We start from the raw sequence: 26555 nt of genomic DNA, 5'->3' as shown, positions 1-26555 counted from the left end.
AGGCTAGGGAGAGGTTTAACCCTCATCCCAACCTTCTCCCAGAGGAAGAAGGAGACTTTTCAGGACTTTAAAATTCTTGCTAAGTCAGACTTAGTTAGAAACGTTTTGTACATCAATAGTAAGACCAGGGCCCATAGTTGAGCTTAAAGTGATCTTTTTGATGTAAACACCTTTAGAAGTTGCAGGCTTTAACTTTTTCAAGTCAGCAACTAAAGTTTCAACGTTTGAACGAACAGCTTCAGCAGTAAAACCTACTTGGCCAATCGCAGCGTGGATGATACCCGCTTTGTCTACACGGTAACGTGCTTGACCTGCTTTTGCATTTTTAACTGCAGTTGCAACGTCAGGAGTTACAGTACCCACTTTAGGGTTTGGCATTAAGCCACGTGGACCAAGAATCGTACCTAACTTACCTACAACGCGCATTGCATCTGGAGCAGCAATTACAACGTCAAAGTCAAGATTACCCGCTTGGATGCTTTCAGCTAGATCATCGAAACCAACTACGTCTGCGCCTTCAGCTTTAGCCGCTTCTGCAGCAGCACCTTGAGCGAAAACAGCTACACGTACAGTTTTACCAGTACCTGCAGGAAGAGTCGTCGCACCGCGAACAACCTGGTCAGATTTACGTGGGTCAACACCTAGGTTTACAGCAACATCCAAAGATTCTTTGAATTTTGCAGCAGGAAGGCTGTTTAATACTTCAACCGCTTCTTCCAAAGTGTAAACTTTGTTCGCTTCTACTGCAGCTGCAATAGCTTTTTGACGCTTAGTTAACTTTGCCATGTCTTATAGCTCCACATCCAAGCCCATAGAACGTGCAGAACCAGCAATGGTACGCACACGCGCGTCTAAATCAGCACCAGTTAAATCTGGCTCTTTAGTAGTCGCGATTTCTTCTAACTGAGCACGAGTCAACTTACCAACTTTGTTTTTGTTAGGTACAGCTGAACCCTTTTGAATGCCTGCAGCTTTCTTAAGAAGAATAGCAGCAGGAGGAGTTTTCATGATGAATGTGAACGACTTGTCGTTGTACACAGTGATCACTACAGGAATTGGCAAACCTGGTTCAACTTTTTGTGTAGCAGCATTGAATTCTTTACAGAATGCCATGATGTTAACACCACGTTGACCTAGTGCAGGACCAATAGGTGGAGATGGATTCGCTTTACCAGCTGGGACTTGCAGCTTGATATAGCCGTCAATCTTCTTAGCCATTTCAAATTACCTCTGGGTACAAACGCCGCTAGGCTCCCCAATATTTTCAAGTAACGATACCGTTACAACAACAATGCCCGACTCATAATAAATCGGGCGTTTTACAACCAACCTAAATTAAACTGATTTTTCGACTTGGCGAAATTCCAGCTCAACCTGTGTAGGTCGGTTAAATACATTAATCGTCAACGTTAAACGTGACTTCTCATATTGAACTTCTTCCACCACACCTTTAAAGTCTGTGAATGGACCGTCAATAACAAGTAATTCTTCGCCTGGTTCAAACATCGTTTTTGGACGAGGTGCCTCACCAGTATTGCGTACACGTGCAAGAATCGCATCAGCTTCTTTTTGCGTAATTGGCGCAGGTTTTTCCGCTGTACCACCAATGAAACCTAAAACTTTTGGACATTCTTTAACAATGTGCCAAGTTTCATCGTTCATTTCCATTTCGACCAATACATAGCCTGGAAAGAACTTACGCTCTGACTTACGTTTCTTACCATCCTTCATTTCTACCACTTCTTCGGTAGGAACAAGAACTTCACCAAAGCTATCGGCAACAGCGCTACGCTGGATTCGATCATTAAGCGAACGCATCACTTGTTTTTCATAACCTGAATAGGCATGAATAATGTACCAACGTTTCATAGCTCTTTTACCCGATAATAAACTTGATTGCCCAGCCTAACAGATAGTCAAAACACCACAACACAATTGAGGTGACCACAACAACCACGAGCACTTGCCACGATGTGGTTACTGTTTCTTGCTTAGTAGGCCAAGTGACTCGACGCAATTCAATGCGCGAATCTTTAAGCAAACGAACAAAGCCTTTGCCTTGATGGGTGGCGTATAATAAACCTAATGCCACAACGATACAAGTCAAAATTACCCCAACACGCACCCAAATATCATTTGCTGGTGCCCAATATGCCGGAAGATGTTGATTTACCATCATCGCTGCGATGAATAAAACCAAGGCAACACCCCATAGCACATAGTCTAATGGAGAACCTGATTGAACAACTTCAGCAGAATTATTTCTTTGAGGGATTGGCGCGTCGCTTAATGCGTCACGCGATTTATCATTCGACATTTTTGTACTCGTCGTAGAATTCGCGACTTATTATATGACTAGATTAGCCGACATCAAGCTTCTTTTAAAAAAAGTGGCAGGCCAGGAGGGACTCGAACCCCCAACATTCGGTTTTGGAGACCGACGCTCTACCAATTGAACTACTGACCTACAGCACAGATCGAGAGCCAAAGCTCCCGACCTGTTTTACACATTCTATAATTATGCTGTTACTTTAGCAACAACACCCGCACCTACAGTACGGCCACCTTCACGGATCGCGAAGCGTAAACCAGCGTCCATTGCGATTGGGTGGATTAATTCTACTGACATTTCTACGTTGTCACCTGGCATTACCATTTCAACGCCTTCTTTCAACTGGATTGCACCAGTTACGTCAGTTGTACGGAAATAGAATTGTGGACGGTAACCGTTAAGGAATGGAGTGTGACGACCACCTTCTTCTTTAGAAAGTACGTATACTTCCGCATCGAATTTAGTGTGTGGCTTGATTGTACCTGGTTTAGCAAGTACTTGACCACGTTGTACGTCTTCACGCTTAGTACCACGTAGAAGAACACCACAGTTCTCGCCCGCACGACCTTCGTCTAGAAGTTTACGGAACATTTCTACGCCAGTTACAGTTGTTTTAACTGTGTCTTTGATACCAACGATTTCAACTTCTTCGCCTACTTTCACGATACCAGTTTCAACACGGCCAGTTACTACTGTACCACGACCAGAAATTGAGAATACGTCTTCGATTGGCATTAAGAATGCTTGGTCGATTGCACGTACTGGCTCTGGAATGTAAGTGTCAAGCGCTTCAACAAGAGCTACAACAGCGTCTTCGCCATATTGACCTGATTCACCGTTAAGTGCTGCAAGAGCAGAACCACGGATTACTGGAGTGTCGTCGCCTGGGAAGTCGTAAGTAGAAAGAAGTTCACGAACTTCCATTTCAACTAATTCGATTAACTCTTCGTCGTCTACGATATCGCATTTGTTTAAGAATACGATGATGTAAGGTACACCTACCTGACGAGAAAGAAGGATGTGTTCACGAGTTTGTGGCATTGGACCATCAGTCGCTGAACAAACAAGGATCGCACCGTCCATCTGAGCAGCACCAGTGATCATGTTTTTAACATAGTCGGCGTGGCCTGGGCAGTCTACGTGCGCGTAGTGACGAGTTGGAGAGTCGTATTCTACGTGAGAAGTATTAATTGTAATACCACGTGCTTTTTCTTCTGGTGCAGAGTCGATTGCAGCGTAATCTTTCGCTTCACCACCGAATTTTTTTGCACATACAGTTGCAATTGCAGCTGTTAAAGTTGTTTTACCATGGTCAACGTGACCGATTGTGCCCACGTTAACGTGTGGCTTATTACGTTCAAACTTAGCCTTAGCCATGTTCATCTTCCTCGTTTACGTCGAACACAATGCTGAGTAAAACTCTGCCCCGACATATCGCCTAAAAATCTAGACACCTAATACTTGAAAAGCAGACTAATAAGCCTGCTTTTTAAAAAATTTTTGCGAATAATCGCTAAACTGTATCTGGAGCTCTTATCGAGATTTGAACTCGAGACCTCTCCCTTACCAAGGGAGTGCTCTACCACTGAGCTATAAGAGCGATAAATCCTTCGATGGAGCGGGAGACGAGGATCGAACTCGCGACATGCAGCTTGGAAGGCTGCCGCTCTACCAACTGAGCTACTCCCGCATCTATGTTGGTAATTACCACTTCTATCGAAGTTAATGGTGGTGGGAGAAGGATTCGAACCTTCGAAGCTTACGCGGCAGAGTTACAGTCTGCTCCCTTTGACCGCTCGGGAATCCCACCATTTCACACTTACTCAGTGTTCGTTCTTTACTTCACGATTTAAACTCTCTAAGATGGTGCCGGCACACGGATTCGAACTGTGGACCTACTGATTACAAGTCAGTTGCTCTACCAACTGAGCTATGCCGGCGTTTCTTAGTGTTTCGTACGTTTCGTATCGGAACGGTGTGCAGTTTAGCAAAACTTGAAATCCGTGCAAGTGTTTTTTTCAAAAAAACCGTTAAAAACTCATAAAATCAATCCATTTGATGATAATTCAACCGCTTTGATCACTGCGCGAGCTTTTATTTGGGTTTCATTCCATTCAGATTCAGGATTTGAGTCAGCAACCAAGCCTGCACCTGCCTGCACATAGACCTTATTTTCACGAATTACACAGGTACGAATGGCAATCGACATATCCATTTCGCCATGCCAGCCTAAATAACCAACAGCACCACCGAAAACGCCACGTTTTACAGGCTCAACTTCGTCAATAATTTCCATAGCACGAATTTTTGGTGCGCCTGAAAGCGTGCCTGCGGGGAAGGTTGCCTGAAAAACATCCAAAGCATCTACATCATCACGCACTTCACCCTGCACATTGGAGACAATATGCATGACATGCGAATAACGTTCGATCACCATTTGATCGGTGACTTGCACTTTACCAATTTTGGCAATACGTCCAACATCATTACGACCTAAATCGATCAGCATTAAATGTTCAGCGATTTCTTTTTCATCTGACAGTAAGTCTTGTTCCAAAGCCAAGTCTTCTTCTTTGGTTTTGCCACGCGGACGTGTACCCGCTAAAGGGCGCACGGTTGCAATGCCATTTTCCAAACGCGATAAAATTTCAGGTGATGAACCGACTATATGAAACGGTTGGTCGTCAGCCAAGGTTTTGCCCTGCACCAAAAACAAATACGGCGATGGATTAAGGTGACGTAAGGCACGATAAACCTGTAACGGTTCACCATCAAAATCCGACACCATACGATGCCCAGGCACCACCTGCATGACATCGCCTGCACGGATATATTCTTTAACTTTTTCAATTGACGCCAAGAATTTTTCTTTGCCTGTGAGTGATTCAAAATGTGGCGGTGTATGCTTTTGTGCTTTTAAGCTAATCGGCGTTGCTAAAACTTCTTCTAGTGCATCGAGCTGCTGTTGTGCCTTGTTATAGGCATCTGCCTGTGCTGCATCGGCATGCACAATTAAAAACAGGGTATCTTTTAAATTATCAAACACGATGACTGTTTTAGACAGCATCATCCAAATATCAGGCAAACCGACAGGGTCTGCTGTCGGCACATTTTTCAAACGTGGCTCAATATAACGAACCGCATCGTAACCAAAATACCCAACTAAGCCACCAGTAAAACTTGGCAATTCGGGTAAATCGGCCTGTGTAGGCACTTTAAACTGCGCTTGAAAATCGCGGATATATTGAAAAGGCTGTGCACAGTTTTGTTTTTCTACTGAACCATCTGCATGTTGAATGGTTAACTCGCCTGCATTGCAGGAAAAAACAGTAGATTCACCCAAACCAATAATAGAATAACGTGCCCAGTTTTCGCCCCCTTCTACAGATTCAAACAAATAGGCTTGTTGATGCTGTTTCAAACGTGCAAATACTGACAATGGCGTTTCGGTATCGGCCAGACGTTGGCGATATACAGGAATCAGGTTATAGCCCGCAGTTTTAAGTTGTTCAAATTGAGTCTGAGTGGTCATGTGAAGCTCCCTATTTCGATACACTAATTTTTTCGATAAGACGAAGTGAAGAATGATTTGCGTTTCTGACTAGTGTCGCCATCGAAATATGGGCATGACAGCCTGACTCATATTGATATCCTTTATAGCGGTTTGGGTTGAATTATGAATTGTTAAGGTTCACATCCTTAACAATTCAGTTAAATTATCCACGATTTGTTGTGGCTGACAATCGGCAATGGATTCACCATGATTATAGCCATAGCTGACTACAATACAATCAATACCCGCACGACGCGCAGCCTCTACGTCATTGGAAGAATCTCCAATCATTAACACTTGCGAAGGGTCAACCTGATAACGCTCGACACAGTGCAGCAATTGACGCGGATGTGGTTTACGTTCTTCAAAACGGTCCCCACCAATCACATCATCAAAATAATTTTGCATGTTTAAAGCTTCGATAATGGCACGTGCAGGTTGTTCAGGCTTATTGGTCACACAAACCAAAGTTTTGTTCTGCGCCTTTGCCCAATCCAAAAACTCAATAATGCCTGCAAAGGGCTGCGTATCGATGCACGGTTCAGCATTATAAATGTCTAAAAAGGTATTCAAGAGCTGTTGATGTTGCTCGGGATGCACAACCCCCATTAAATGCATCAACACGCTATGACAAAAAACAGCAGTGCCCTTTCCAACCCAAGTACGTACTTGCTCTAGAGTCACTAAAGGTAACTGCAGTGCATTCAAACTCATGTTCATGGCACGGTATAAGTCTGTGGCAGAATCTACTAGCGTTCCATCAAGGTCAAATAAAATAACTTGGCGTGTATCGAGCTGAGCAATAGACATCATTCCCCCCTAAATTGACAAAGGCATGCGATTGCATGCCCTGATTGTAAAGCAAAGGTCGCTTATTTAAACAATACCCATGCCAAAATAGCTAAAATCACCAACACGATTAGTGAAATTAAGCCAACAGATGCATTTTTTTGTTGTTCTCTCTCTTGTTCCACACGAGAAATAGGCTGCTCTACCGCAACTGGAGTAGGTTCAGCCTGAACCGCATGAATATCGACACCCTCTGGAATTGGTGCTGGCTTAGGTACAGCAACCCCTTGTGGCATCCCATCACGGTTTAATTGCACCGAACTGTCACGCTGATTCAATTCGGGCATGCCTTGCTCATTCATTTGCTGTGCAGCTGTTTTCTCTGTAGCTTCGGTTACTTTTTCTGCCGTTTCTGCCACATCTGCAGCATGTTCAAGTTCAACGGCTGGTGCAAACACAGAGAACTTCAGGCTAGCAAACTGCACAATATCGCCTTCTTTAAGCAAGGTTTCATCGGCAATGCGCAAATCATTCACAAAAGTGCCATTCGAGGAGTTTAAATCTTGCACGTAAAGTGCTTGGTCTTTCACTAAAAAAGCCGCATGTTTACGTGAAATTTCCGCCGATTGCAGCACCAAATCTGCACTTTGATGGCGTCCCACCAACATATCACGGTCGATACTAATTTCCTGGCCAGTAAATTCACCGCTAATTGCTTGTATTTTCCAAGTCATAAATAATTTCTCTGGTGTGATTTGGCAACATCATAACATGCCCTTAACCACAATCTGTGCAGGATACGATTAAGGTGTAGCACGAATTGTGGTTGTGGTAACCGTATTTTTGGTTTTACTCACTTCCTGCTGCGGCAATGCCACGCTTTGACGTTGTACCACAGGCTCAATTGCAACAGGTGTAGTCACCGTTGCCGTACGGTTGGCAGGCACAGCCGATGGCAGCGTTTGGTACACCCCTGCTTGTGGTGCAACCCGAGATACGGGCAAACGCTGCTGATAAACATCACTGACATTTTCAGGCAATTTGGCAAAGCTACCATCGGCATCCATGGCCAGTTGCAAACTATACAATTGACTATAGCGCTGCTGCGAAATACGACGAATATCCTGACTATCACCCACAATAGTCGGGTGGATAAATATCAAGAGATTACGCTTTTGATTGGATTGACCATCGGAACGGAATAAACGCCCAAGCCCTGGAATCGCACCTAAGCCCGGCACAGCTTGACGACTGTAAATTGAGTTATCTGAAATTAGACCACCCAAGACAATAGTTTGCCCATGCTCTGCTAAAATAGAAGTTTTAATGGCACGTTTACTGGTTACCAAATCCTGTGCCTGACCTTTATTGGCTTTGACATCAGACACTTCTTGTTCCACTTCAAGTCGGAGTGTGCCACCTTCACCAATATGAGGCACAACTTTTAAAGTCACCCCGACATCTTTACGCTCAATGGTGGTATACGGGTTTGCCACTCCGCCATTGGTGGATAATGAACCCGTTACGAAAGGAACGTTCTCACCCACCACAATATAGGCTTCTTCATTGTCCATGGTCACAATAGATGGCGTAGACAATAAATTGGATTTGGTTTTTTCTTTCAGCGCCTGAATCATCGCACCATAGAGCTTGCGTGAACCATCACGACTTTCGCGATAATCACCCAAAACCAAAGATGTACCTGCACCAATCGCACTACCTGCACCTGCTGCACCACCTGTCAAATAGCCTGCGGCAACATTTTTCAGACTGGCACCGATATTGTCAAAGTTAATCAAGCCAATGCCGCTACTTAAATCTCCTAGCGCCCACTGCACACCGAGCTGATCAGCATCAGTGCCTTCTACTTCAATAATCGCAGCTTCAATCAACACCTGTTGACGACGAGTATCTAGCTGCTGAATGGCCGATTCAATTTCACGCATCAGTTGCGGGTCTGCTTTAACCACCAAGGCATTTTGCGAACCATCGGCAATAATACTGACACCATTGCCATTAAAACTGGTGATGTTGTTTTGATTATTGCTATTTGAACTACCACCCAAATTAATACTTGGGGTGGAAATTGTAGATGAATTGCCCGTATTGTTATTGTTGTTACTCAGGTTGCTTGTACTACTATTATTACTGCTGTTGTTATTTGAGCCAGAACTGCTACTGACTGCTTGCCCCGACACCAAACCTTGCAAAATTTCCGCTAAATTCTGCGCACTGGCATATTTCAAACGGAAAACTTTTAAGCCGCCCAAACGGTCTGCGGCAGGCACATCCATCATTTCAATCATTTGACGAATGCGTTTACGGGTTGCAGTGTCACCTTTAATGATAATGCGATTGGTGCGGTTGTCTGCCACAATGCGCACACGAGAGCCTTTCACATCTTTGGCTGCCCCGGTCGAACTCATCGACTCAAGCAAACCAATGACTTCTTCTGCCTGACTAGACTGTAGACTAATCGCTTCAATGTCATTTTGCCCAGTACCATCCAAATTACGAATAATACTTTCTAGCTGGTAAATGTTGCTAGCACGGTCTGACACGATTAAGGCATTGGTGCCGCCCACTGCAGACAAATGTGCAAACTGTGGCATGAGCGGACGTAAAGCAGGAATCAGGTCATTGGCATTGGTATTTTCTAGCCAGATCACACGCGTCACAATTTGATCGCCACGTGCATTTTGACGGCCGTCATAGGGAATACCTGAACTTTTGACATTGCTGTCAGGCACAAGACGAATGGTATTGCCCGATGGAATGGCGACCACACCATTGACATTCAGCACCCCTAAAAACAGGTCATAGACTTCATTTTTATTTAAGGCTTTGTTGGAAATCACCGTGACATTGCCACGCACGCGTGGATCGACTGCAAAGTTCTTGCCCGTAATATCGGCCACTTCATTAATAAATGCAGTCAAGTCCGCATCACGTAAATTAATTTTCCAGGTTTGCGCATGACTTGCAGTACTCACCATTGCAACAAGCGGTGCAGCAGCCAGTAATGCCCAAAATGGACGCTCATGATTCAATAAAGCCATAATCTACTGTGTTTCCTAACCCTAAATATGCCTCTGCATTATTCAACATGCCGATTCATTTAAAAATTTTGTTGTATGGTCATCACCTGATCACCACGTTTTATTTCTAATTTCACCTGACCTTCACGACGCGCCTGTTCCAGTAACTGCACATCGTTTTGCCCTTGCCCGACACTCTGCCCATTTAAAGACAAAATACGGTCACCTGGTTGTAAGCCTAGTTTATTTCTTAACGCTGCGGGAGTCCGTGTGGTTACCTCATAACCGTTGCCTGTATTGGCCTCAACCCCCATTTCTTTTAAATATTGTTCACGGTCTTCCTGAATTCGCTGTACTGCTTGTCCAATTGCATTATTCGGTTGTGCAGGCGCTGTTGGCGCAACCATTGCGGGCGTATTACCACTGGAAATTAATGGGGCGATCGGTTGATTTAAACCATTCTCGATACCCTTAAACAATATCTCACGCGTAGCACCACTACTATGACGCAAAATCACTCGATCCCAATACACTTCTGCCAATTGATACTGACTAGAATCAATCACATCTCCCACACGGTAACGTTCAGCGACTTCATTCACTTTAATCACGGCCGATGAGAACTGACTCGGTTGTCCGACAACAACACCTTGCAAAGTCATATTTAATTGATCGTCTACCGTAGCGGCACGTCCAACTTCATGAAATAGTGCAAAAGAAGAAATATTCGGAATCTGTGGTTGCTGTGAGCCCAATTCCACCCGATCTACCTGCATAGCCTGCGGCGGTGCAAGCACCAGCCAAAATAAACTCGCCAGTTTCCAACACAAATACAAAATGAGCAGGGTTAACAATACAGGCGCAACACGGTCTACTTGCTTCCAATCTAAGTTGGCCCAACGCTCTGAAAAATCACGCATCAAAAGCCTCCTTTCAGTAAAGGCTGACGGGTACTGATAACATAAGTATCTAGTCCTGCTTTACCTTCATAAGAAGCAATATTCATCAACAAACGTTGGGTGAGTTGCACATCCAGCATCAAATTCTGATCAAGTGCAATATTCACCATTTTCTGTTCGCGTTGATCTCGGATATCGAATATCAATTTACCATTTTCGTCCGACAAACTGCCTTTTAAAGCAGGAATATTCATGCGGTCTTGGCGCTGCGCAAAACGATAAAGCAACTCACCCCCTGCCCACTGCATTTGTCCTTCTGACTTTGCAAAACCTTGTTGTTTTTTAAAATTTAAATGAACGTCTTTAAGTTGAATCGCATTGCTCGGCCATTGCCAGTCCACAACACTTTTTAAAGTCTCAGGCGCAATTTGACCTTCGAGTGATTGCAGTAAAATCGTGCCAAAACGATAAGCAACTATGCCTTCCAATTGTGTATTGCCGCTGTGCACTTCTACGTCGGCAGCAACACGCAGTAGTACCAAATCTAAAGGACGCGTATTCCAGCTTAAAGTGCCACGTAATTGTCCTTTTTGCCAGTCGGCTTGCCCCTGCCAAATGTTGCCACTGACATTATGTAAAGTCTGGTTGTTTTTATAAAATTTTGAAATCAACCACGCTGCAGGAATTTGTAATAACACAAAAATCAAAAATGCAATGAGGGCGAAAATCCACCACGTGATGTATTTGGGTTTCTTTATCATGCCACCACGACCAACCTTACTAATTTTTCTATGAATGACTTTTTATAACACTCACACATTATGCACACTTTTTCGGCATCGCCAATTGATACAGATAAAAAAAACCAAGCCGTATTGCTTGGTTTTTGAACTCTAAGTCAACTCAATGACAAATTGATGAAGCTTAGATTAGAAAATCTTCAAGTTTCGCGCCTTTTTCTAATTCAGCAACTAACCAGCGTGGTTGTTTACCACGACCCGTCCAAGTATCTGTTGGATTAGTTTTGCTACGATAACGTGGCTCTACTGTTTTACGTGGGCTTTTTTTACGCTTGCTTTCGCCAACTTCAAGAATTTGCTCAATGCTTAAACCTAAACCATCTGCAATTGCGATAATTTGATTATAGGCATCTTCAATTGCTTGATCTTTTTTCGTGGCAATTAATGCTTCAGCTTCAGCTTGTAAACGCTTTAACTCTTCAACAGATAAATTGCTAATATCGGGCATCATACTTACTCCAAAAACTATGCTTTTTTATATTCAGTTATTAAATTAAGCAGATTCATTACATTTTATCAAACCAAAGCTTTAATAAAAAATCCACTACTCTACGTATAAATAACAGTCGATATATTATGAACTGATTATTCAGTTTTAATCAAGAATATGCTGTACAGTTTTTTCTATTTTATGAATACTTGCGCGTACATTTTCAGGGATTAAGGTTTTTTGCATATTTACATGATCTACACAAACAATAACTGCTTCTGCCTGTGCCACTATAGTTTGTTGAGTTTCGCTGTAGATTAAATAATGCATACGCATAGCACTATTACGTAACTCTTCAACTCGAACCCCAATCTTTAATACATCAGGATAAACCACTGGGCGCATATATTGGCATTGATTAGATGCCACGACCGTGAACACGCCTTGCTGTAAAATTTTCAATTGATCAAAATAACATAAACGTGCACTTTCAATATAACGGTAATACACCACATTATTGACATGCCCAAAAGCATCCATATCACCCCATGCGACACGTTGCTCAAAAATAATAGGATAATCTGATAGTGTTAACACAATTCACCTTTAAATTTTAATTTCGACAAAATTAGAATTATTTTCAAAGATTAAATTTAACTGTTTTAATAATTCAGGCTGATCTTTTAAATTAGATTTAACCCTTAAATAACTCATTAATACATGTTCAGGATATAAAGCAAGTAATTGCTCTGCCTCTGAATAGCGTGCTGTTGCTGTAAAAATATGCCATTTGGCAAAACTAAATACAGGTAATGCAGGGTATTTCTGTTCCCAGATATTTATTTGTTGTTCAATTTTCACATAATCAGGCTGTTGTTTTAACAACTGTTGCTGGAACCATAAATAAAACACTTCCTGATTAAATTGTTCACTCAACAAATGTACAGCTAACTGTTCATGCTGTTGCGTCATATCAGGCAAACGTGAAAGTACTTTCAGCCACAACACCTGAATCGCATAACTTTGGCTAAAAATTTGTTCACCTAAATCTAAATAGCGCTGCTGCAATGCCTGTAAGTTTTCTGCATCTACCTGCTCAAACTGAATCAGTAATTGGGTTAGCCATTGTTGTTTTTTTTCGGCATCTAAATGGCCATATTTAGTCGAACGCAAATAATGCCAAGGATATTGCGTAGCAAATTGCCCCCACAAATCAATTAAACGCTTTTGATATGCCGTTTTAACTTTAAATAACCATGGCGATAATTCATGCTGATTTAGAAACTCTAAATGGGTTAAAGCCTGTTCAGGTTGCTGCTGCGCCAAATAAATTTCAATACGCTGAATTTCTGCCAATTCAAAAGCTGCAGCACTGCTTTGATTTAAAGCTGCCAAGGCTTGTGGATATTGCTGCTGAATGGAATACATACGTGCTTCCATCACCCCTTTCAGCAAACCTGACTGGGCAAAGACTTGTCGGACAAATTGGTGCTGATCCTCAGCAGCATCTAATAACCAAATGACTGCCAATTGCTCATAAGGATGTAGGTTTTTAAAATTAAATACCGTTTCGACTTTACGCTGCTCGCGGCTAAAATAGCGTTTTAACAGCAACCATAACACTTGCAACGAAACACTGATGGATAAGAAAAAGAACAACAGCAACCAGATATTGGTTTGTAATTGCCACTCACGCCAATACACATAAACATAGCCTGAACCATGTCCATAACTCAGCAAACTGAGCAGCGCAACGAGTACAAGACTAACCACCACATAGGCGAGTAGAATTTGTTTCATTTATACCGCCCCCAATAAAGCACGTGTTTTTAAGCTTGGCGTAGGTACAATATTTAAATTTTTAATTTTTTCTAATTGCTGAATCAATTGCTGTGCTTTTTGATCAGGTAATGACTGTAGCAGCTGGATAATGCCATTTAGTTCCTGCTGATATTGCAAATACTGACCTTGCATTAATACCTGACGTGCCAATAACAAACGCAATTGAGCTTCTTTTAAGATAATTTGGCGCTGCATTAAGGTGCTTGCAGGTTGTTTAGCGGCCTCAATACTGAGCCACTTTTGCCAAAAATAACGATCCTCTACATCGGCAGGGTTTAGCTCAGGCTGTTGAATTTGCAGTTTTAAATGCTGATCTAGCTGTTGTAACAACTGACTCACCTGTTGATATTGAGCATCACGCGTGGCAATAAACTGTTGGATTTGTTTTTGATCTTGCTGAATGACCTGATGCAGACTTTGTTTTAAGGCAGGTGCTAAGGCATAGTCAGTCAAATCATCTGCCAACACACTCATTTTTTCCAAAGCATAATGAAACTGTTGTTGCTGCAATGCGAACTCGACCAAGTCTAATTGCTGCGACACCACATCCATAGGCTGAATACTATTTTCCTGCACTTCGCTACTATACGCTGCAGATTGCTCTGAAGACGGCTGAGTATAATTACGGCGCTGCAAAGCCACCAATTGGTCATTTAAATTGGCATTATTTTTTTCGGCAAGATGCAAACTTTGGCTGAGTTGTTGTTGTTGCGCTGAAATTTGCATGACGTCATAACTCAATTTGACTATCCAGATCACAGCGATCGACGCAACGATCAGCATCAGTTTCTTCATAACTTTCCTTGCATACGCATGATTTGCTGCAATATTAATTCTGTTTTTAAATTGGTCAACTTCAGTATTTTATATTTTGTGTGATGCTGTGCCTGATAATCGAGCAAAATTTGTTCGAGTCGATCACCCAATACCCAATAATGACCTTTATTTAGTAAAGTGGCATCGTGCTGAATCAACATCAACCAATTTAACCAACTGGCCTCACTGCTAATCATCATCCAAAATTCTGAAGTTTGTATTAAACGGCTGCGGACTGCTGCCATTTTTTGCACAGAACTGGCAGGACACTCTCGCTGATACAAGACAAAGTTATGTACTTGCATGCCCTGATCAAGCAGGGTTTGCATCATAAATTGTCGCCCACCTTCGCCACGCCAAAATGCAATTTGCGTACCTGCTGCCAAGTTTTGCAAGCTCGCTAAGCTCAGCATCCCTTCAGAGGTTTCCACCTGCGGGATATCGCTGTGCACTCCATATTCACGCAGCACTTCTGCAGTTTTTTCACCCACAGCCACCCAGCGAATATGTTGTAAATCCTGCAATTGCAGATGACTTTGAGCCAAATACGCCATCCCAATTTCAACGGCTGTTGGGCTAACCACCACAATAATATGCGTATTAGGCAATTGGGCATACAGACTGGCTAGTTCAGCCGACCAAGGCCGTGCTGACAAGCGCAACAACGGCAAATCAATCACCTCAATGTGCTGTTGTTGCAAAGCCTGACTGAGCGCTTCAGCACGCCCCTGCGGGCGAGTATTGATAAAAATCATGGCTTAAAACAACAGACCACTATTGGTACAAAGCTTTGAGCAACTCACCTGCACCTTGCGCCAATAAGGCTTGAGCTAATTGTTCACCCAATTGTTCTGCCTGTTCAGGCGCACCAACTTGTACGGCTTTTAAAATAGTTTGCCCATCGACACTGCCAACACGGCCTTCTATCTGTAATTGACCATCTTGTAAGGTTGCATAGCCTGCAATTGGCACCTGGCAACCACCTTCCAAATAGGCATTAAAGGCACGTTCCGCACGTACACAAACATTGGTGTCTGCATCCATCAACGGTAAAATCAAATCCAATACCGCCTGATCTTGGCTACGACACTCCAAACCTAAAGCGCCTTGCCCAACGGCAGGTAAGCTCAGATCAGGCTGAATAGTATGACGAATACGCTGCTCCAAACCTAAACGTTTCAAACCTGCACTGGCCAAAATAATGGCATCATATTGACCATCATCCAGTTTAGATAAACGTGTTCCCACATTACCGCGTAAATCTATAATTTCTAAATCTGGGCGTGCTTTCAAAATTTGGCATTTACGGCGCAAACTAGATGTACCCACTTTAGCGCCCTGTGGCAAATCTGAAAAATGCGCATAGTGATTTGACACGAAAGCATCCAGCGGGTCTTCACGTTCACAAATGACCGCCAAATTTAAGCCCTCAGGCAGTGCCATCGGCACGTCTTTCATGGAGTGCACCGCCAAGTCGGCACGACCATCCATCAAAGCAGCTTCTAATTCCTTAACAAACAGTCCCTTGCCCCCAATTTTTGCCAATGGGGTATCTAAAATTTTATCGCCCTGCGTGACAAAGGTCACCAACTCAACGGTTAAATCGGCATGCAGTGCTTCCAAGCGGGCACGAATATGTTCGGCCTGCCATAACGCAAGCGGGCTTTGTCGAGTTGCAATTTTCAGGGTTTTCATCATAGTGACTAAGCAAGATCAATTTTGTTCATCTAAACTTAACCTGATCCCCTAAAAATGCAAGTCTATTTCTCTACCGATTGCTTGATCTATTTACAAAAAATGCTGGATTCTGCACAAAAATTAGAGTTTTTGGATGCGTTCTCTCAGCAAAGGTAAGTGTCTTCGGCTGACGGCTAAACGCTCATCCAGCTCACGGCAACGTACCTGATATTGTCCTGAATTGACCACTTCTAGCCCCTCCAAAAACTGAATCGACACTAAGGCATTTCGGTGAATCCGAATAAACTGATCACCAAACTCGGTTTCTAAATCTTTCAGCGTTTCATCAATCAGGACACTGCCATTTTTATGACGTACAGTGACATATTTCTGATCGGCTAAAAAATAGTAGATATTTTCTATTGGCACCAACTCTACACCGCGATAGGTTTTCGCCGCGATTTGGTGACGTTTTATTTTTAATTCGTCCATATTTTCTTTTTGTTTTAAATGACTCATCTGCGCTTGCGTGAGTTTTGTTAAATGATCTAAAACCTGTTGCAATTCCTGTTGCATTATCGGTTTTAACAAATAGCCTTCCGCATTGGATTTGAACGCATCAAGTGCGTGTTCATCATAAGCGGTACAAAACACAATGGCTGGCATAGGGTCAAGCTCACGTAAATGCTGAGCACAACTTAGACCATCCATTCCCGGCATTTGAATATCTAATAATATGACATCCGGCTGATGTTCATCCGCCAGTTCAATCGCCTGTTGCCCATGAGCTGCCGTTGCCACCACATGATGCCCCAGTTGAGTGACCAAACGTGATAATCGCTCTCTAGCTAGAGGCTCATCATCACAAATTAGGATGTCCATTTTTCCTCCTTTTTAAGTCAATAACTTTATTTTTATCAAGTCTAGAAAAATCAGAGCAATCACAGCTTATTTTATTTATAACGGTATTGCAGCACCGTGGTGTACATACCATTCCCCGCATAATTTTTGAAAGTAACACTGCGTCCATAATACGCTTTTAAGCGCTGTTCCACGTTTTGCAGTGCAATCCCATGTCCAGATCTTAAATTTATTTTATCGCTGACATACGGATTTGTAATGACAATATTGACTTGGTTTTGCAATATTTCGATCAATATACTTATCGTACTCTTTGCTAAAACTTTTTCAACTCCATGAAAAATACTATTTTCTAGCAAGGGTTGTAAAGTTAATAACGGAATTTGTACCTGACTGAGCAGTTGCGGTTGTTCAATTTTCCATTCTACCGCCAACCGATCACCCAAACGAATTTGCTCAATCTCTAAATATCGTTGGCAAAGTTCGATCTCATCTTTCAGGCTCACCAGTTTTAATTCCTGCAAACTGGCACGGAATAAACGAGATAAATTCAGCAGCATCTGCTCGGCTTTATCAGGGTCAATTGCAATTAAACTGATCACATTATTTAAGCTGTTAAACAAAAAGTGTGGATGAATACGGGCCTGCATGGCATGCACCCGCGCTTGCAATTCACTATGCCGCTGCTGAATAGCTTGTTCCCGTACATAGATATAACGAAAACAAAACGCACCCAAAATCACACCATAACTCAAATGCAGTCCAATCCCATGCATCAATTCATCCAGACTAAACTGCTGCAAATGAAAATTTTGCCCAAAATGCAATAAGGTATTTAAACTGAGTGTCGTGACCAATACGATGGCTTGCAGCAAGATAAAACTCACCATAAATGACAGCGCCAAGCCCATGCGTAAAAAACGTGCCTGAAAAAATTCAACCAAAGCCGCAAAACACAATACTACCCAGTTGATATACAAAATATATTGCAGCACCCGAGCAAAACTTAAACCTTGCCAACCCTGTGCTTCAGCCAAAGCCAAGACCATTGCCAAAGCATTGCTGCCAATAAATAGTTCAATTAGATATTGCCAACGCCCTATTTTCGTAAAAAAATACACATAATTCTGTTCTGCCTGCGTATCAGCAAAAGTTTGATTGGCTTGTTCTTCGGCAAGTGAATCTGAATTTGTTATACTCTTGTCCAAATTACCGCTTTTTACTTTATTGAGCCGATATGACCACATCTTCTAATTCCTCAAATCCGTCACAAGCCCAAACTTCGGGTATGTGGGGCGGTCGTTTCTCTGAAGCTACTGACGCATTTGTTGCTGAATTTACAGCATCTGTTCAATTTGACCAACGCTTTTATAAACAAGATATTGCAGGCTCAATTGCACATGCCACCATGTTGGCAAAAGTGGGCGTACTCACCAGCGAAGAGCGTGATGACATTGTTCAGGGCTTAAACACCATTCAGGCCGAAATTGAAGCAGGTCAATTTGAATGGCGCATTGATCTTGAAGATGTGCACATGAACATTGAATCACGTTTAACTCAGCGTATTGGCATTACAGGTAAAAAACTACACACTGGTCGTAGCCGTAATGACCAAGTGGCAACCGATATTCGTCTCTATGTCCGTGATGAAATTGATGCAATTTTAGAATTATTAAAAAAACTACAACACGGTATTTTGACACTGGCTGCAAAAAATACTGACACTATTATGCCTGGTTTTACTCACTTGCAAACCGCACAGCCTGTGACCTTTGGTCACCATCTGATGGCGTGGTTTGAAATGTTAGTACGTGACTCAGAGCGTTTAATTGACTGTCGTAAACGTGTCAACCGCATGCCATTGGGTTCTGCTGCATTAGCAGGCACGACTTACCCAATTGACCGTGCTTATACGGCGGAACTACTTGGTTTTGAAGCTGTATCTGAAAACTCGCTAGATGCAGTATCAGACCGTGATTTCGGGATCGAATTCAATGCCGCTGCATCGTTAATTATGATGCACTTGTCACGTATGTCTGAAGAGCTGATTTTATGGACATCTGCACAATTTAAGTTTGTGAATATTCCAGACCGTTTCTGCACAGGCTCATCCATTATGCCGCAGAAGAAAAACCCAGACGTGCCTGAATTGGTGCGTGGTAAAACTGGTCGTGTCTATGGCGATTTAATGAGCCTATTAACCCTCATGAAAGGTCAGCCTTTGGCTTACAACAAAGACAACCAAGAAGACAAAGAACCTTTATTTGATGCAATTGATACCGTACGTGGCTCACTCATGGCATTTGCCGACATGATTCCTGCCTTAGTACCAAATATTGCAGAAATGCGTGAAGCAGCATTGCGTGGTTTCTCTACCGCAACCGACCTTGCCGATTACTTGGTGAAAAATGGCGTGGCCTTCCGTGATGCGCATGAAATTGTAGGTAAAGCCGTAGCCTTGGGTGTTCAAGAAGGTAAAGACCTGTCTGAACTGAGCTTAGCGCAATTACAACAATTCTCTGATTTGATTCAAGCCGATGTATTTGAAAAAGCCTTAACCCTTGAGGCTTCTGTAAATGCACGTGATCATATTGGTGGCACTGCACCTGCACAAGTCGCTGCAGCAATTGAACGTGCTCAAGCACGTCTTGCCCAACTTTATGCCTAACCGGGAAGTCGCTATGTCTAAACAAGTGTTTTGTCGTAAATATCAAAAGGAAATGGATGCGATGGATTTTGCGCCATTTCCAGGTGCAAAAGGTCAGGAACTGTTTGAAACCGTGTCTAAGCAGGCATGGCAAGAATGGCTCAAACACCAAACTACACTCATTAACGAAAAGCGTTTAAATGTGTTTGAAGCCGATGCGAAAAAGTTTCTTGAAGAGCAGCGTGAGAAGTTCCTGAACAATGATGCTAGCCTTGAAGTCGCTGAAGGTTTAAAACCTCAAAACTAATTTCGCCTGTATTCTAAGCATCAAGAACCAATATCAAAAAGAGTCTTCACGAAGGCTCTTTTTTTATGCCCTTTTTTGCATGATCTACAGCCATGCAGCAAAACAACTGAAAGAAGATTCAAAAAGTGAAAGCTGTTGCTGATTTTTTAAAGATGAACATTCACATCTTTAAGCCCTAAAAATAGCGGATTAGGCGATGATTTTAAATAAAATCATAAAAAATAAATCACACAAATAACAATGTAATTCTAAAATACATTTGTATATAAAACGCTACATTCCACTACAATAAAGCACATGATTATCGCGCTGGCTTTTCCTATACTTATTTGCAAGGAGATAAGCAATTGTCTCTTACTATAATAAATATCCCCGATTTCAATCTCAGATTTCCCCCAAAGTCTGGGATTTTTTTTGCCCAAAATTTTTCAAAATAGGCCAGTTTCTACTCTCAAAGAAATTCAGAAAATTAAAATAGTGGCATAAAAAAGCCCCACCAACAGATGAGGCTTTAAGACTTACAAGTAACTAGAACTTAGCGTTCCTGTACTTTTTCTTCAATTTCTTTGACGCTGGTATGGCGCACATCAAAACCTTTCACCATATAGATGACTTGTTCAGAAATATTACGCGCGTGGTCACCAATACGCTCCAATGAACGCAACACCCACATCACATTGATTACACGTGAAATATGACGTGGATCTTCAATCATATAGGTCATCAGGGTACGGGTTGCAGATTGATATTCACGGTCAATATCGGCATCTGCCAACAATACACGTAAAGCTTGGTCTACATCTAAACGTGCAAAAGCGTCCAGTGCATCATGAATCATGACACGTACTTGGTTGCCAATATGACGGGTTTCCATATATCCCCGTGGCGAACCGCCTTCTTCACATAAGTTTTGGGCAATACGTGCAATTTTTGCAGCTTCATCACCAATACGCTCTAAGTCAGTATTGGCTTTAGACATGGCAATGACCATACGCAAGTCGATGGCTGCAGGATGACGACGTGCCAAAATCAAAGTTAAGGCTTCGTCAATTTCGGTTTCCATGCGGTTTACCACATTGTCTTGGAATTGCACTTCTACCGCCAACGCTGCATCAGTATCCAAGAGTGAATGAATCGCATTGGCAACCTGCTGTTCTACCAAACCACCCATGGTCATAAATTTGGTATTTACATCCTGCAAATCTTCATTGAACTGAGAAGAAATATGGTGACTTAACACAGGATTATTCGTACTCAAGGAATACTCTCCACAACAAAAGGATAGACTGACGCAATGATTCAATATTAAAGCACAGCAATGATGACGTTTTTATGACATTTTCTCACCAAACTCTAAAGTCTGATCGTTTCTGTCTTTAAACAACAATCGTGTATTTCGGTTTTCTTCGTGAGTCCATGCTACGATGACTTTTGCACCAACCAAGCATTCATTTCCTGCAAGTCTTGTTCGGTTAATTGTCCCACCGCAGCTTTAAGCTGCAAGACATGATTTAAATAATCATATTGTGCATTGAGATAATCTTGCTTCGCCGAAAAAGCATTACGCTGTGCCAGCAATACATCCACCATGGTTTTTAAACCTTCTTGATATTGCGCTTTCGAGGCACGTGCCACCAAGTCTGCAGAATTCATGGCTGCTTGGCGTGCCTGCAATTTGGCCTGATCTGTTTCGACTTGTAAATATGCTTTTTTTACTTCGGTCTGAGCTTTGCGAATTGCGGCATCCAGTTCAGCTTCCGATTTTTGGACTTGCACTGCCGCTTTTTGCACATTTTTACTGACACGCCCACCACTAAACACGTTCCAGTTCATCTCTACCCCAATCTGATCAAACTGACCATCGGGTGACATCACACTTTCAGGGCTTTGCTTGGCATAGCCATAGCTGCCAACGGCCTCAACTTGTGGATAGCGCGCAGCCTGCTCGACCCGACGTGTATCTTCAGCATATTGGCGCTGTAAACGGGCCTGTAAAATGGCTAGATTTTGCTGTTGGGCCAACTGTGCCCAATCTTCTAGACGCTCTGGTACGGGTTTCTGAAATTGAAAATCATCACGCAGTACTGCCAAATTTTCCCGATACGGGCCAATCAATTGTGCCAATTGTTCTTGTGCCAACACCAGTTGCACATGCGTTGCAATACGATTAGCACGTGCATTTTGATATTGTGCATTGGCTTCACTGACTTCACTTTTAGCCACTAAACCTTCACGCAGTTTAGCATTCATCATATTAAGCTGTTCCAGCAGCGCTTTTTCTTCTTGTAAATAGGCGGTGGTTAAGGACTGCTGACGCAACACATTAAAATAAGCTTCAGACACATTCAAAATATGTTGTTGCTGTTGTAAACGCAAAGTCACTTCACTCAAGCTCAAAGAGGTTTTCACTTGTTTTAACGCTTGCCAAGCATCCCAACGGAACAATGGCTGACGCGCAGTTAAAGCCACTTGACGCGAAGTGGATGACGGACTACCAAATATATCATTTGAGGCTGCAGAATTAACCTGACTCATGTCCTGACTTTTACGAGTAATATTGCCAGACAAGGTCACTGTTGGCAGTAAATTACCTTGGGCAATCCCTAAATTCAGTTGATCGGCTTGATACTGCAATTGCTGTGCTTGCCAATTCGGGTCGTTCTGTTGAGCACGTGCATAGGCTTGCAGCAAATCTAAAGCAAATACCCCTGAACTTGCCCACAATAAACTCAGACTCAAAACGATTTTTTTCATTGTTTTTCTAACAACCCACTTTTGCGATTTCATCAATCCAATTGCATGTTCTTTTTACTCTGCACATACTAAAGCTTATTTGCATTTTTTCCGTATGAGTTTCATTACATTGCATTAATTTTCATTTTATTTCAATTCATTGCATAAGCATCAACTCAAAAAAACCTCTGCTTACACAAGCTTCACAATTCAGCTTCACATCACAACCATGTAACCAAACTCTAGCAGAATACTACAATTTCTTGCGGCTATTTAACCTTACAATGAGCACTCTCCCTATCCCTAGTTGTGCAATGAAGTGTATTTCTACAAACCGTCTGCATCGTACGAATGGTCTGGAAATTCTACTTTTTGGCAATGCTTAATTTTTGTTTGATGACGTATGTTTGTACCACTTTTCTCATGATGGATTGACACTTAGAGATCACCTTCAATGACCAATCAATTTTTATGTTGAATTGCTGTAATGGTTAAATTTTTTCGCATGAGTAAACTGATCATACTGCTTAGCAGTTGCTTAGGTTTACTCGCCTGCCAAAACTCGGATACTCCGCCTGTACCTGAGCCGCCACAGGTGCAGACCAGTGCCAGTGAGCCTGTAGATTTAACCCAAATGTGTGACAACATTCAGCACAACATGCAGCAAATTGATAATACCCGCACCACATTTGCCTTAGAGCAAATCAATCAGGACTTAAAAGTCTGTTTGCCGCTGTTGCCTTTAGCAGAACAGTTAAAATTGCTCGACCTTTCCACCCAAATGTATCAACGCTTTTTGCATGTAGAACGTAGTGCTACAGAACAATTAGCGTTTGAACAACACGCCTTTGATATGGCTCAACACCCCACCATTCAGCAAAGTCATTTTGAAAAATTTGCTGCGCGTGATCAGTATTTATTGAAACACAAAGGACAAGCCTACTTAGAACTGCATGATGCAGGTGCAAGCAAGCTTGCATACCGACGCAGTCCGCAATATTTAGCAATTATTTTTGCACCTTATATGCCCGATGCTGAGCAAGTTTTCATTGAAAGACTGGCCAATGACAACATGCAGTCTAGCTTACAAGATGCAGGATTGACGCTCGATGCGACAGACATCGCAGAACGTGCTTTGTTTTGGGAAGATTATCTACAACGTTATCCAAAAAGTCACTTTATTGCAGATGCACGTTATCTGGCTGAACTTTATGCCATGCTGTTGTTTAAAGGGACAGCGCAAAGCCCTGTTTCATACGATTATGTCGATGAATCCAGTATTCAGCCCGCTGTATTATTTGAAGTTAAAAAACTGGCTGAACTGCAAAAATCTACTTTGGCCAATCAAGCACGCAAATTTATTGCCTTTTTACAAATGAGCGCAGAACAACGCCTTAATGAAATTTCCGCCCAGCCTACCGCACAACAAAAACGTGAACATGGCGAGCAAGCTTTGGTACACGCACAACTGAATCAATATTTAAACCTCAAGACCACGCTCACCAATTCAAAGCGTGACTGTTTCAGTGATGGCATTTGCCTGCCGCTTTAAAGGTAATTTTCTACCAAACACCCCACCTGAATAAAAGCACGGTGAGCCCTGCTTTTATAGTCACAACATGCTACTATTTATACAGCTTGACGGAGCGCGAGTAATTCCTCGCTGAGATTGTGTCCATTTTGTGTTCAGCCTAAAGCAATACACAAGATGTAAACCCAAGTACCGTTGAACCTGATCAGGTTAAAACCTGCGTAGGAATCAAGCCACCTAAACACCCCGCCTAAAAACTGTTTTAACTTTTTAAACAGTTTGATTTGCTATGTTTTTGGTCGTGCTTGATTCGTTGATTTCATTCTTCAGGATCATTGCAATGAACCAATTAACGAATCTGTCCCCTGCTGATATTTCTGCTCAACACGAGCAAGATGCCAAAGATTTAACCCGCATTTTACCTGCATCGAAAAAAGTCTATATCCAAGGCTCACGCCCAGACATTCAAGTGCCAATGCGTGAAATTGAATTGACCGATACCCCAACAGGTTTGGGTGGTGAACACAATCCACCTATTATGGTGTATGACACTTCAGGCGTATATACCGACCCAAATGTTGAAATTGACTTAAACAAAGGCTTACCAAATATTCGTGACAGCTGGATTGAAGAACGCCAAGACACCGAAAAACTAGAAACTCTGAGCTCTGCATTTGGTCAAGAACGCTTACGTGACATTCGCACCGCTGAAATTCGTTTTGCGCATATTCAAAAGCCACGTCGTGCCAAAGCGGGCAAAAACGTAACCCAAATGCACTATGCCAAACAAGGCATCATCACCCCAGAAATGGAATATATCGCGATTCGTGAAAACCAGCGTCAGCGCGAAGGGGTCGATATGCGTCAGCACCCAGGTCAAAACTTCGGGGCTAAAAATCTAACCGAAATCACGCCAGAATTTGTACGTCAGGAAGTGGCTGAAGGCCGTGCAATTATCCCTGCCAACATTAACCACCCAGAATGTGAACCGATGATTATTGGCCGTAACTTCTTGGTGAAAATCAATGCCAATATTGGTAACTCGGCACTAGGTTCCAGTATTGATGAAGAAGTCGCAAAAATGACTTGGGCAACCCGTTGGGGTGCAGACACCATCATGGACTTATCGACAGGTAAGAACATCCATGAAACCCGTGAATGGATTATCCGTAACTCACCTGTGCCAATTGGTACTGTTCCTATTTATCAAGCCTTAGAAAAAGTAAATGGCATTGCCGAAGACCTGACTTGGGAAATTTTTAAAGACACCCTGATTGAACAAGCAGAGCAAGGCGTGGATTACTTCACCATTCACGCAGGGGTGTTATTGCGTTATGTACCCCTCACAGCTAACCGCTTAACAGGCATTGTGTCACGTGGTGGTTCAATCATGGCACAGTGGTGTTTGGCACACCATGAAGAAAACTTCCTGTACACACATTTTGATGAAATCTGCGAAATCATGAAGGCTTATGACGTATCGTTCAGCTTGGGTGATGGTTTACGTCCAGGGTGTATTCAAGATGCCAACGATGAAGCACAGTTCAGCGAGCTGCGTACTTTGGGCGAATTGACCCACCGTGCTTGGGAACATGATGTGCAAGTGATGATTGAAGGCCCAGGACACGTGCCAATGCACATGGTCAAAGAAAATATGGACTTGCAACTTGAGGTCTGTAAAGAAGCACCATTCTATACACTTGGCCCATTAACCACTGATATTGCTCCAGGCTACGACCACATTACCTCTGCCATTGGTGCAGCAATGATTGGCTGGTACGGTACAGCAATGCTGTGCTATGTGACACCAAAAGAGCATTTGGGCTTACCAAACAAAAAAGACGTCAAAGACGGCATCATCACCTATAAGATTGCAGCCCACGCGGCTGACCTTGCCAAAGGTCACCCAGGTGCACAAGCCCGTGACAATGCGCTGTCTAAAGCACGTTTTGAATTCCGCTGGGAAGATCAGTTCAACCTGAGCCTTGACCCAGACACCGCACGCAGCATGCATGATGAAACCATGCCAAAAGAAGCGCATAAGTCTGCACACTTCTGTTCAATGTGCGGACCAAAGTTCTGCTCCATGAAAATCACCCAAAATGTGAGAGATTATGCACAAAATCAAAATGCTGCGAACAAAACAGAGCAAGTAGATGCAGAGGTAGAATCAGGTCTCAAAGCCATGAAAACCGCTTATCAGGAACATGGTCAAAAATTGTACCATAAGCTATAAATTGTTTAAAAAGCGTTTGTATTCAATCAAATCTCAGTTAGGATGAAATCATGCTTTGCTCATC

Annotated in this window: 25 protein-coding genes, 5 tRNA genes and 1 riboswitch; of the genes, 4 read left to right on the top strand and 26 right to left on the bottom strand. The window is 42.7% G+C overall.

The genetic code is table 11. The features are described 5' to 3' along the window. Positions 1 to 90 precede the first annotated feature (90 nt). The 24 genes from rplA to ACNS8M_RS01085 form a co-directional block, all read right to left on the bottom strand. Positions 91 to 786: a 50S ribosomal protein L1 gene (gene rplA, locus ACNS8M_RS01200; RefSeq protein WP_168461829.1), complete on the bottom strand. Its 696-nt coding sequence runs from the start codon at positions 784 to 786 to the stop codon at positions 91 to 93. Between the two features lie 3 nt (positions 787 to 789). Then, positions 790 to 1218, bottom strand: a complete 429-nt coding sequence (rplK, locus tag ACNS8M_RS01195; RefSeq protein ID WP_168417625.1) for a 50S ribosomal protein L11 — start codon at positions 1216 to 1218, stop codon at positions 790 to 792. 117 nt (positions 1219 to 1335) lie between these two features. Further along, the gene (nusG, locus tag ACNS8M_RS01190; RefSeq protein WP_004975770.1) at positions 1336 to 1869 is read right to left on the bottom strand and encodes a transcription termination/antitermination protein NusG; all 534 of its coding nucleotides are present in this window, start codon (positions 1867 to 1869) and stop codon (positions 1336 to 1338) included. 7 nt (positions 1870 to 1876) lie between these two features. After that, the gene (gene secE / locus ACNS8M_RS01185) at positions 1877 to 2317 is read right to left on the bottom strand and encodes a preprotein translocase subunit SecE (RefSeq protein ID WP_168417626.1); all 441 of its coding nucleotides are present in this window, start codon (positions 2315 to 2317) and stop codon (positions 1877 to 1879) included. A gap of 74 nt (positions 2318 to 2391) precedes the next feature. After that, positions 2392 to 2467, bottom strand: a tRNA-Trp gene (locus tag ACNS8M_RS01180). A gap of 51 nt (positions 2468 to 2518) precedes the next feature. Then, positions 2519 to 3709 carry an elongation factor Tu gene (tuf, locus tag ACNS8M_RS01175; protein WP_179989672.1) on the bottom strand — a complete coding sequence of 397 codons (1191 nt, stop codon included), beginning with the start codon at positions 3707 to 3709 and terminating at the stop codon, positions 2519 to 2521. Positions 3710 to 3857: 148 nt separating this feature from the next. Further along, a tRNA-Thr gene (locus tag ACNS8M_RS01170) sits at positions 3858 to 3932 on the bottom strand. 14 nt (positions 3933 to 3946) lie between these two features. After that, positions 3947 to 4022, bottom strand: a tRNA-Gly gene (locus tag ACNS8M_RS01165). Between the two features lie 36 nt (positions 4023 to 4058). Beyond that, a tRNA-Tyr gene (locus tag ACNS8M_RS01160) sits at positions 4059 to 4142 on the bottom strand. A gap of 54 nt (positions 4143 to 4196) precedes the next feature. Beyond that, positions 4197 to 4272 (bottom strand) — tRNA-Thr (locus ACNS8M_RS01155). 98 nt (positions 4273 to 4370) lie between these two features. After that, entirely contained in the window at positions 4371 to 5864 is a 1494-nt protein-coding gene (gene trpE, locus ACNS8M_RS01150; protein WP_168418404.1) for an anthranilate synthase component I, read from the bottom strand. Between the two features lie 159 nt (positions 5865 to 6023). Continuing rightward, positions 6024 to 6695 (bottom strand): phosphoglycolate phosphatase, encoded by a 672-nt coding sequence (locus tag ACNS8M_RS01145; RefSeq protein ID WP_168525691.1) that lies wholly within the window; start codon positions 6693 to 6695, stop codon positions 6024 to 6026. Positions 6696 to 6757: 62 nt separating this feature from the next. Then, positions 6758 to 7408: an FHA domain-containing protein gene (locus ACNS8M_RS01140; protein ID WP_168418402.1), complete on the bottom strand. Its 651-nt coding sequence runs from the start codon at positions 7406 to 7408 to the stop codon at positions 6758 to 6760. Between the two features lie 69 nt (positions 7409 to 7477). Next, a complete protein-coding gene (gene gspD, locus ACNS8M_RS01135; protein ID WP_168541810.1) occupies positions 7478 to 9733 on the bottom strand; it encodes a type II secretion system secretin GspD in 2256 nt (751 codons plus the stop codon). A gap of 59 nt (positions 9734 to 9792) precedes the next feature. Then, positions 9793 to 10632, bottom strand: coding sequence for a type II secretion system protein N (locus tag ACNS8M_RS01130; protein WP_168541813.1), 840 nt, complete (start codon positions 10630 to 10632; stop codon positions 9793 to 9795). Next, complete coding sequence (gene gspN / locus ACNS8M_RS01125; RefSeq protein WP_168525684.1) at positions 10632 to 11372, bottom strand: type II secretion system protein N; 741 nt, start codon at positions 11370 to 11372, stop codon at positions 10632 to 10634. Before gspN ends, ACNS8M_RS01130 begins: the two co-directional genes overlap by 1 nt. 163 nt (positions 11373 to 11535) lie before the next feature. Further along, positions 11536 to 11862 carry an H-NS family nucleoid-associated regulatory protein gene (locus ACNS8M_RS01120; protein WP_168418399.1) on the bottom strand — a complete coding sequence of 109 codons (327 nt, stop codon included), beginning with the start codon at positions 11860 to 11862 and terminating at the stop codon, positions 11536 to 11538. 144 nt (positions 11863 to 12006) lie between these two features. After that, positions 12007 to 12438: an acyl-CoA thioesterase gene (locus tag ACNS8M_RS01115; RefSeq protein WP_168525682.1), complete on the bottom strand. Its 432-nt coding sequence runs from the start codon at positions 12436 to 12438 to the stop codon at positions 12007 to 12009. 9 nt (positions 12439 to 12447) lie between these two features. After that, positions 12448 to 13641 carry a heme biosynthesis protein HemY gene (locus tag ACNS8M_RS01110; protein WP_168525680.1) on the bottom strand — a complete coding sequence of 398 codons (1194 nt, stop codon included), beginning with the start codon at positions 13639 to 13641 and terminating at the stop codon, positions 12448 to 12450. Further along, positions 13642 to 14478 (bottom strand): hypothetical protein, encoded by an 837-nt coding sequence (locus ACNS8M_RS01105; RefSeq protein ID WP_168541816.1) that lies wholly within the window; start codon positions 14476 to 14478, stop codon positions 13642 to 13644. It abuts the gene before it with no gap. Beyond that, on the bottom strand, positions 14475 to 15254 hold the full coding sequence (locus tag ACNS8M_RS01100; protein WP_168418395.1) for a uroporphyrinogen-III synthase: 780 nt from the start codon (positions 15252 to 15254) through the stop codon (positions 14475 to 14477). The genes ACNS8M_RS01105 and ACNS8M_RS01100 overlap by 4 nt, the downstream gene beginning before the upstream one ends. 19 nt (positions 15255 to 15273) lie before the next feature. Next, on the bottom strand, positions 15274 to 16194 hold the full coding sequence (hemC, locus tag ACNS8M_RS01095; protein WP_168460967.1) for a hydroxymethylbilane synthase: 921 nt from the start codon (positions 16192 to 16194) through the stop codon (positions 15274 to 15276). Positions 16195 to 16317: 123 nt separating this feature from the next. Next, complete coding sequence (locus ACNS8M_RS01090; protein WP_104852924.1) at positions 16318 to 17058, bottom strand: LytR/AlgR family response regulator transcription factor; 741 nt, start codon at positions 17056 to 17058, stop codon at positions 16318 to 16320. Positions 17059 to 17129: 71 nt separating this feature from the next. Beyond that, positions 17130 to 18284, bottom strand: a complete 1155-nt coding sequence (locus tag ACNS8M_RS01085) for a sensor histidine kinase (protein WP_168541819.1) — start codon at positions 18282 to 18284, stop codon at positions 17130 to 17132. On the opposite strand from ACNS8M_RS01085, the gene argH reads away from it, so the two are divergent. Together argH and ACNS8M_RS01075 are read left to right on the top strand one after the other, a co-directional pair. Beyond that, on the top strand, positions 18275 to 19705 hold the full coding sequence (gene argH / locus ACNS8M_RS01080) for an argininosuccinate lyase (RefSeq protein WP_171525255.1): 1431 nt from the start codon (positions 18275 to 18277) through the stop codon (positions 19703 to 19705). The two genes, ACNS8M_RS01085 and argH, sit on opposite strands and share 10 nt — an antisense overlap. Positions 19706 to 19718: 13 nt before the next feature. Then, the gene (locus ACNS8M_RS01075; RefSeq protein ID WP_026438236.1) at positions 19719 to 19991 is read left to right on the top strand and encodes an oxidative damage protection protein; all 273 of its coding nucleotides are present in this window, start codon (positions 19719 to 19721) and stop codon (positions 19989 to 19991) included. 535 nt (positions 19992 to 20526) lie between these two features. On the opposite strand, the gene phoU is transcribed toward ACNS8M_RS01075, so the two are convergent. After that, positions 20527 to 21249, bottom strand: coding sequence for a phosphate signaling complex protein PhoU (gene phoU / locus ACNS8M_RS01070; RefSeq protein WP_168418393.1), 723 nt, complete (start codon positions 21247 to 21249; stop codon positions 20527 to 20529). A gap of 161 nt (positions 21250 to 21410) precedes the next feature. Further along, on the bottom strand, positions 21411 to 22745 hold the full coding sequence (locus tag ACNS8M_RS01065; protein WP_168541822.1) for a TolC family outer membrane protein: 1335 nt from the start codon (positions 22743 to 22745) through the stop codon (positions 21411 to 21413). A 466-nt stretch (positions 22746 to 23211) separates the two neighbouring features. Between ACNS8M_RS01065 and ACNS8M_RS01060 the strand changes: the two genes are divergently transcribed. Both ACNS8M_RS01060 and thiC read left to right on the top strand, forming a co-directional pair. After that, a complete protein-coding gene (locus tag ACNS8M_RS01060; RefSeq protein WP_168541824.1) occupies positions 23212 to 24276 on the top strand; it encodes a hypothetical protein in 1065 nt (354 codons plus the stop codon). A gap of 80 nt (positions 24277 to 24356) precedes the next feature. Continuing rightward, a riboswitch (TPP riboswitch) is annotated at positions 24357 to 24500 on the top strand. A 95-nt stretch (positions 24501 to 24595) separates the two neighbouring features. Then, a complete protein-coding gene (gene thiC, locus ACNS8M_RS01055) occupies positions 24596 to 26491 on the top strand; it encodes a phosphomethylpyrimidine synthase ThiC (RefSeq protein ID WP_168541830.1) in 1896 nt (631 codons plus the stop codon). The last annotated feature ends 64 nt before the right edge of the window (positions 26492 to 26555 follow it).

It is taken from the genome of Acinetobacter sp. A2 (assembly GCF_048537555.1).
In the GTDB taxonomy this organism is placed as follows: Bacteria; Pseudomonadota; Gammaproteobacteria; order Pseudomonadales; family Moraxellaceae; genus Acinetobacter.
The sequence above is the reverse complement of the archived record's forward strand: the minus strand, read 5'-3'. Positions and strand labels throughout refer to the sequence as shown.

Excerpts from the sequence above, each read along its gene's own strand:
- ACNS8M_RS01085 (WP_168541819.1), bottom strand. The coding sequence starts at position 18,284 with ATGTGGTCATATCGGCTCAATAAAGTAAAAAGCGGTAATTTGGACAAG.
- ACNS8M_RS01065 (WP_168541822.1), bottom strand. The coding sequence starts at position 22,745 with ATGAAAAAAATCGTTTTGAGTCTGAGTTTATTGTGGGCAAGTTCAGGG.
- ACNS8M_RS01110 (WP_168525680.1), bottom strand. The coding sequence starts at position 13,641 with ATGAAACAAATTCTACTCGCCTATGTGGTGGTTAGTCTTGTACTCGTT.
- ACNS8M_RS01105 (WP_168541816.1), bottom strand. The coding sequence starts at position 14,478 with ATGAAGAAACTGATGCTGATCGTTGCGTCGATCGCTGTGATCTGGATA.
- gspN (WP_168525684.1), bottom strand. The coding sequence starts at position 11,372 with ATGATAAAGAAACCCAAATACATCACGTGGTGGATTTTCGCCCTCATT.
- rplK (WP_168417625.1), bottom strand. The coding sequence starts at position 1,218 with ATGGCTAAGAAGATTGACGGCTATATCAAGCTGCAAGTCCCAGCTGGT.
- ACNS8M_RS01090 (WP_104852924.1), bottom strand. The coding sequence starts at position 17,058 with ATGGACATCCTAATTTGTGATGATGAGCCTCTAGCTAGAGAGCGATTA.
- rplA (WP_168461829.1), bottom strand. The coding sequence starts at position 786 with ATGGCAAAGTTAACTAAGCGTCAAAAAGCTATTGCAGCTGCAGTAGAA.
- argH (WP_171525255.1), top strand. The coding sequence starts at position 18,275 with ATGACCACATCTTCTAATTCCTCAAATCCGTCACAAGCCCAAACTTCG.
- ACNS8M_RS01120 (WP_168418399.1), bottom strand. The coding sequence starts at position 11,862 with ATGATGCCCGATATTAGCAATTTATCTGTTGAAGAGTTAAAGCGTTTA.
- ACNS8M_RS01060 (WP_168541824.1), top strand. The coding sequence starts at position 23,212 with ATGGTTAAATTTTTTCGCATGAGTAAACTGATCATACTGCTTAGCAGT.
- ACNS8M_RS01145 (WP_168525691.1), bottom strand. The coding sequence starts at position 6,695 with ATGTCTATTGCTCAGCTCGATACACGCCAAGTTATTTTATTTGACCTT.
- gspD (WP_168541810.1), bottom strand. The coding sequence starts at position 9,733 with ATGGCTTTATTGAATCATGAGCGTCCATTTTGGGCATTACTGGCTGCT.
- ACNS8M_RS01130 (WP_168541813.1), bottom strand. The coding sequence starts at position 10,632 with ATGCGTGATTTTTCAGAGCGTTGGGCCAACTTAGATTGGAAGCAAGTA.
- secE (WP_168417626.1), bottom strand. The coding sequence starts at position 2,317 with ATGTCGAATGATAAATCGCGTGACGCATTAAGCGACGCGCCAATCCCT.
- hemC (WP_168460967.1), bottom strand. The coding sequence starts at position 16,194 with ATGAAAACCCTGAAAATTGCAACTCGACAAAGCCCGCTTGCGTTATGG.
- tuf (WP_179989672.1), bottom strand. The coding sequence starts at position 3,709 with ATGGCTAAGGCTAAGTTTGAACGTAATAAGCCACACGTTAACGTGGGC.
- ACNS8M_RS01100 (WP_168418395.1), bottom strand. The coding sequence starts at position 15,254 with ATGATTTTTATCAATACTCGCCCGCAGGGGCGTGCTGAAGCGCTCAGT.
- trpE (WP_168418404.1), bottom strand. The coding sequence starts at position 5,864 with ATGACCACTCAGACTCAATTTGAACAACTTAAAACTGCGGGCTATAAC.
- nusG (WP_004975770.1), bottom strand. The coding sequence starts at position 1,869 with ATGAAACGTTGGTACATTATTCATGCCTATTCAGGTTATGAAAAACAA.
- thiC (WP_168541830.1), top strand. The coding sequence starts at position 24,596 with ATGAACCAATTAACGAATCTGTCCCCTGCTGATATTTCTGCTCAACAC.
- ACNS8M_RS01140 (WP_168418402.1), bottom strand. The coding sequence starts at position 7,408 with ATGACTTGGAAAATACAAGCAATTAGCGGTGAATTTACTGGCCAGGAA.
- ACNS8M_RS01075 (WP_026438236.1), top strand. The coding sequence starts at position 19,719 with ATGTCTAAACAAGTGTTTTGTCGTAAATATCAAAAGGAAATGGATGCG.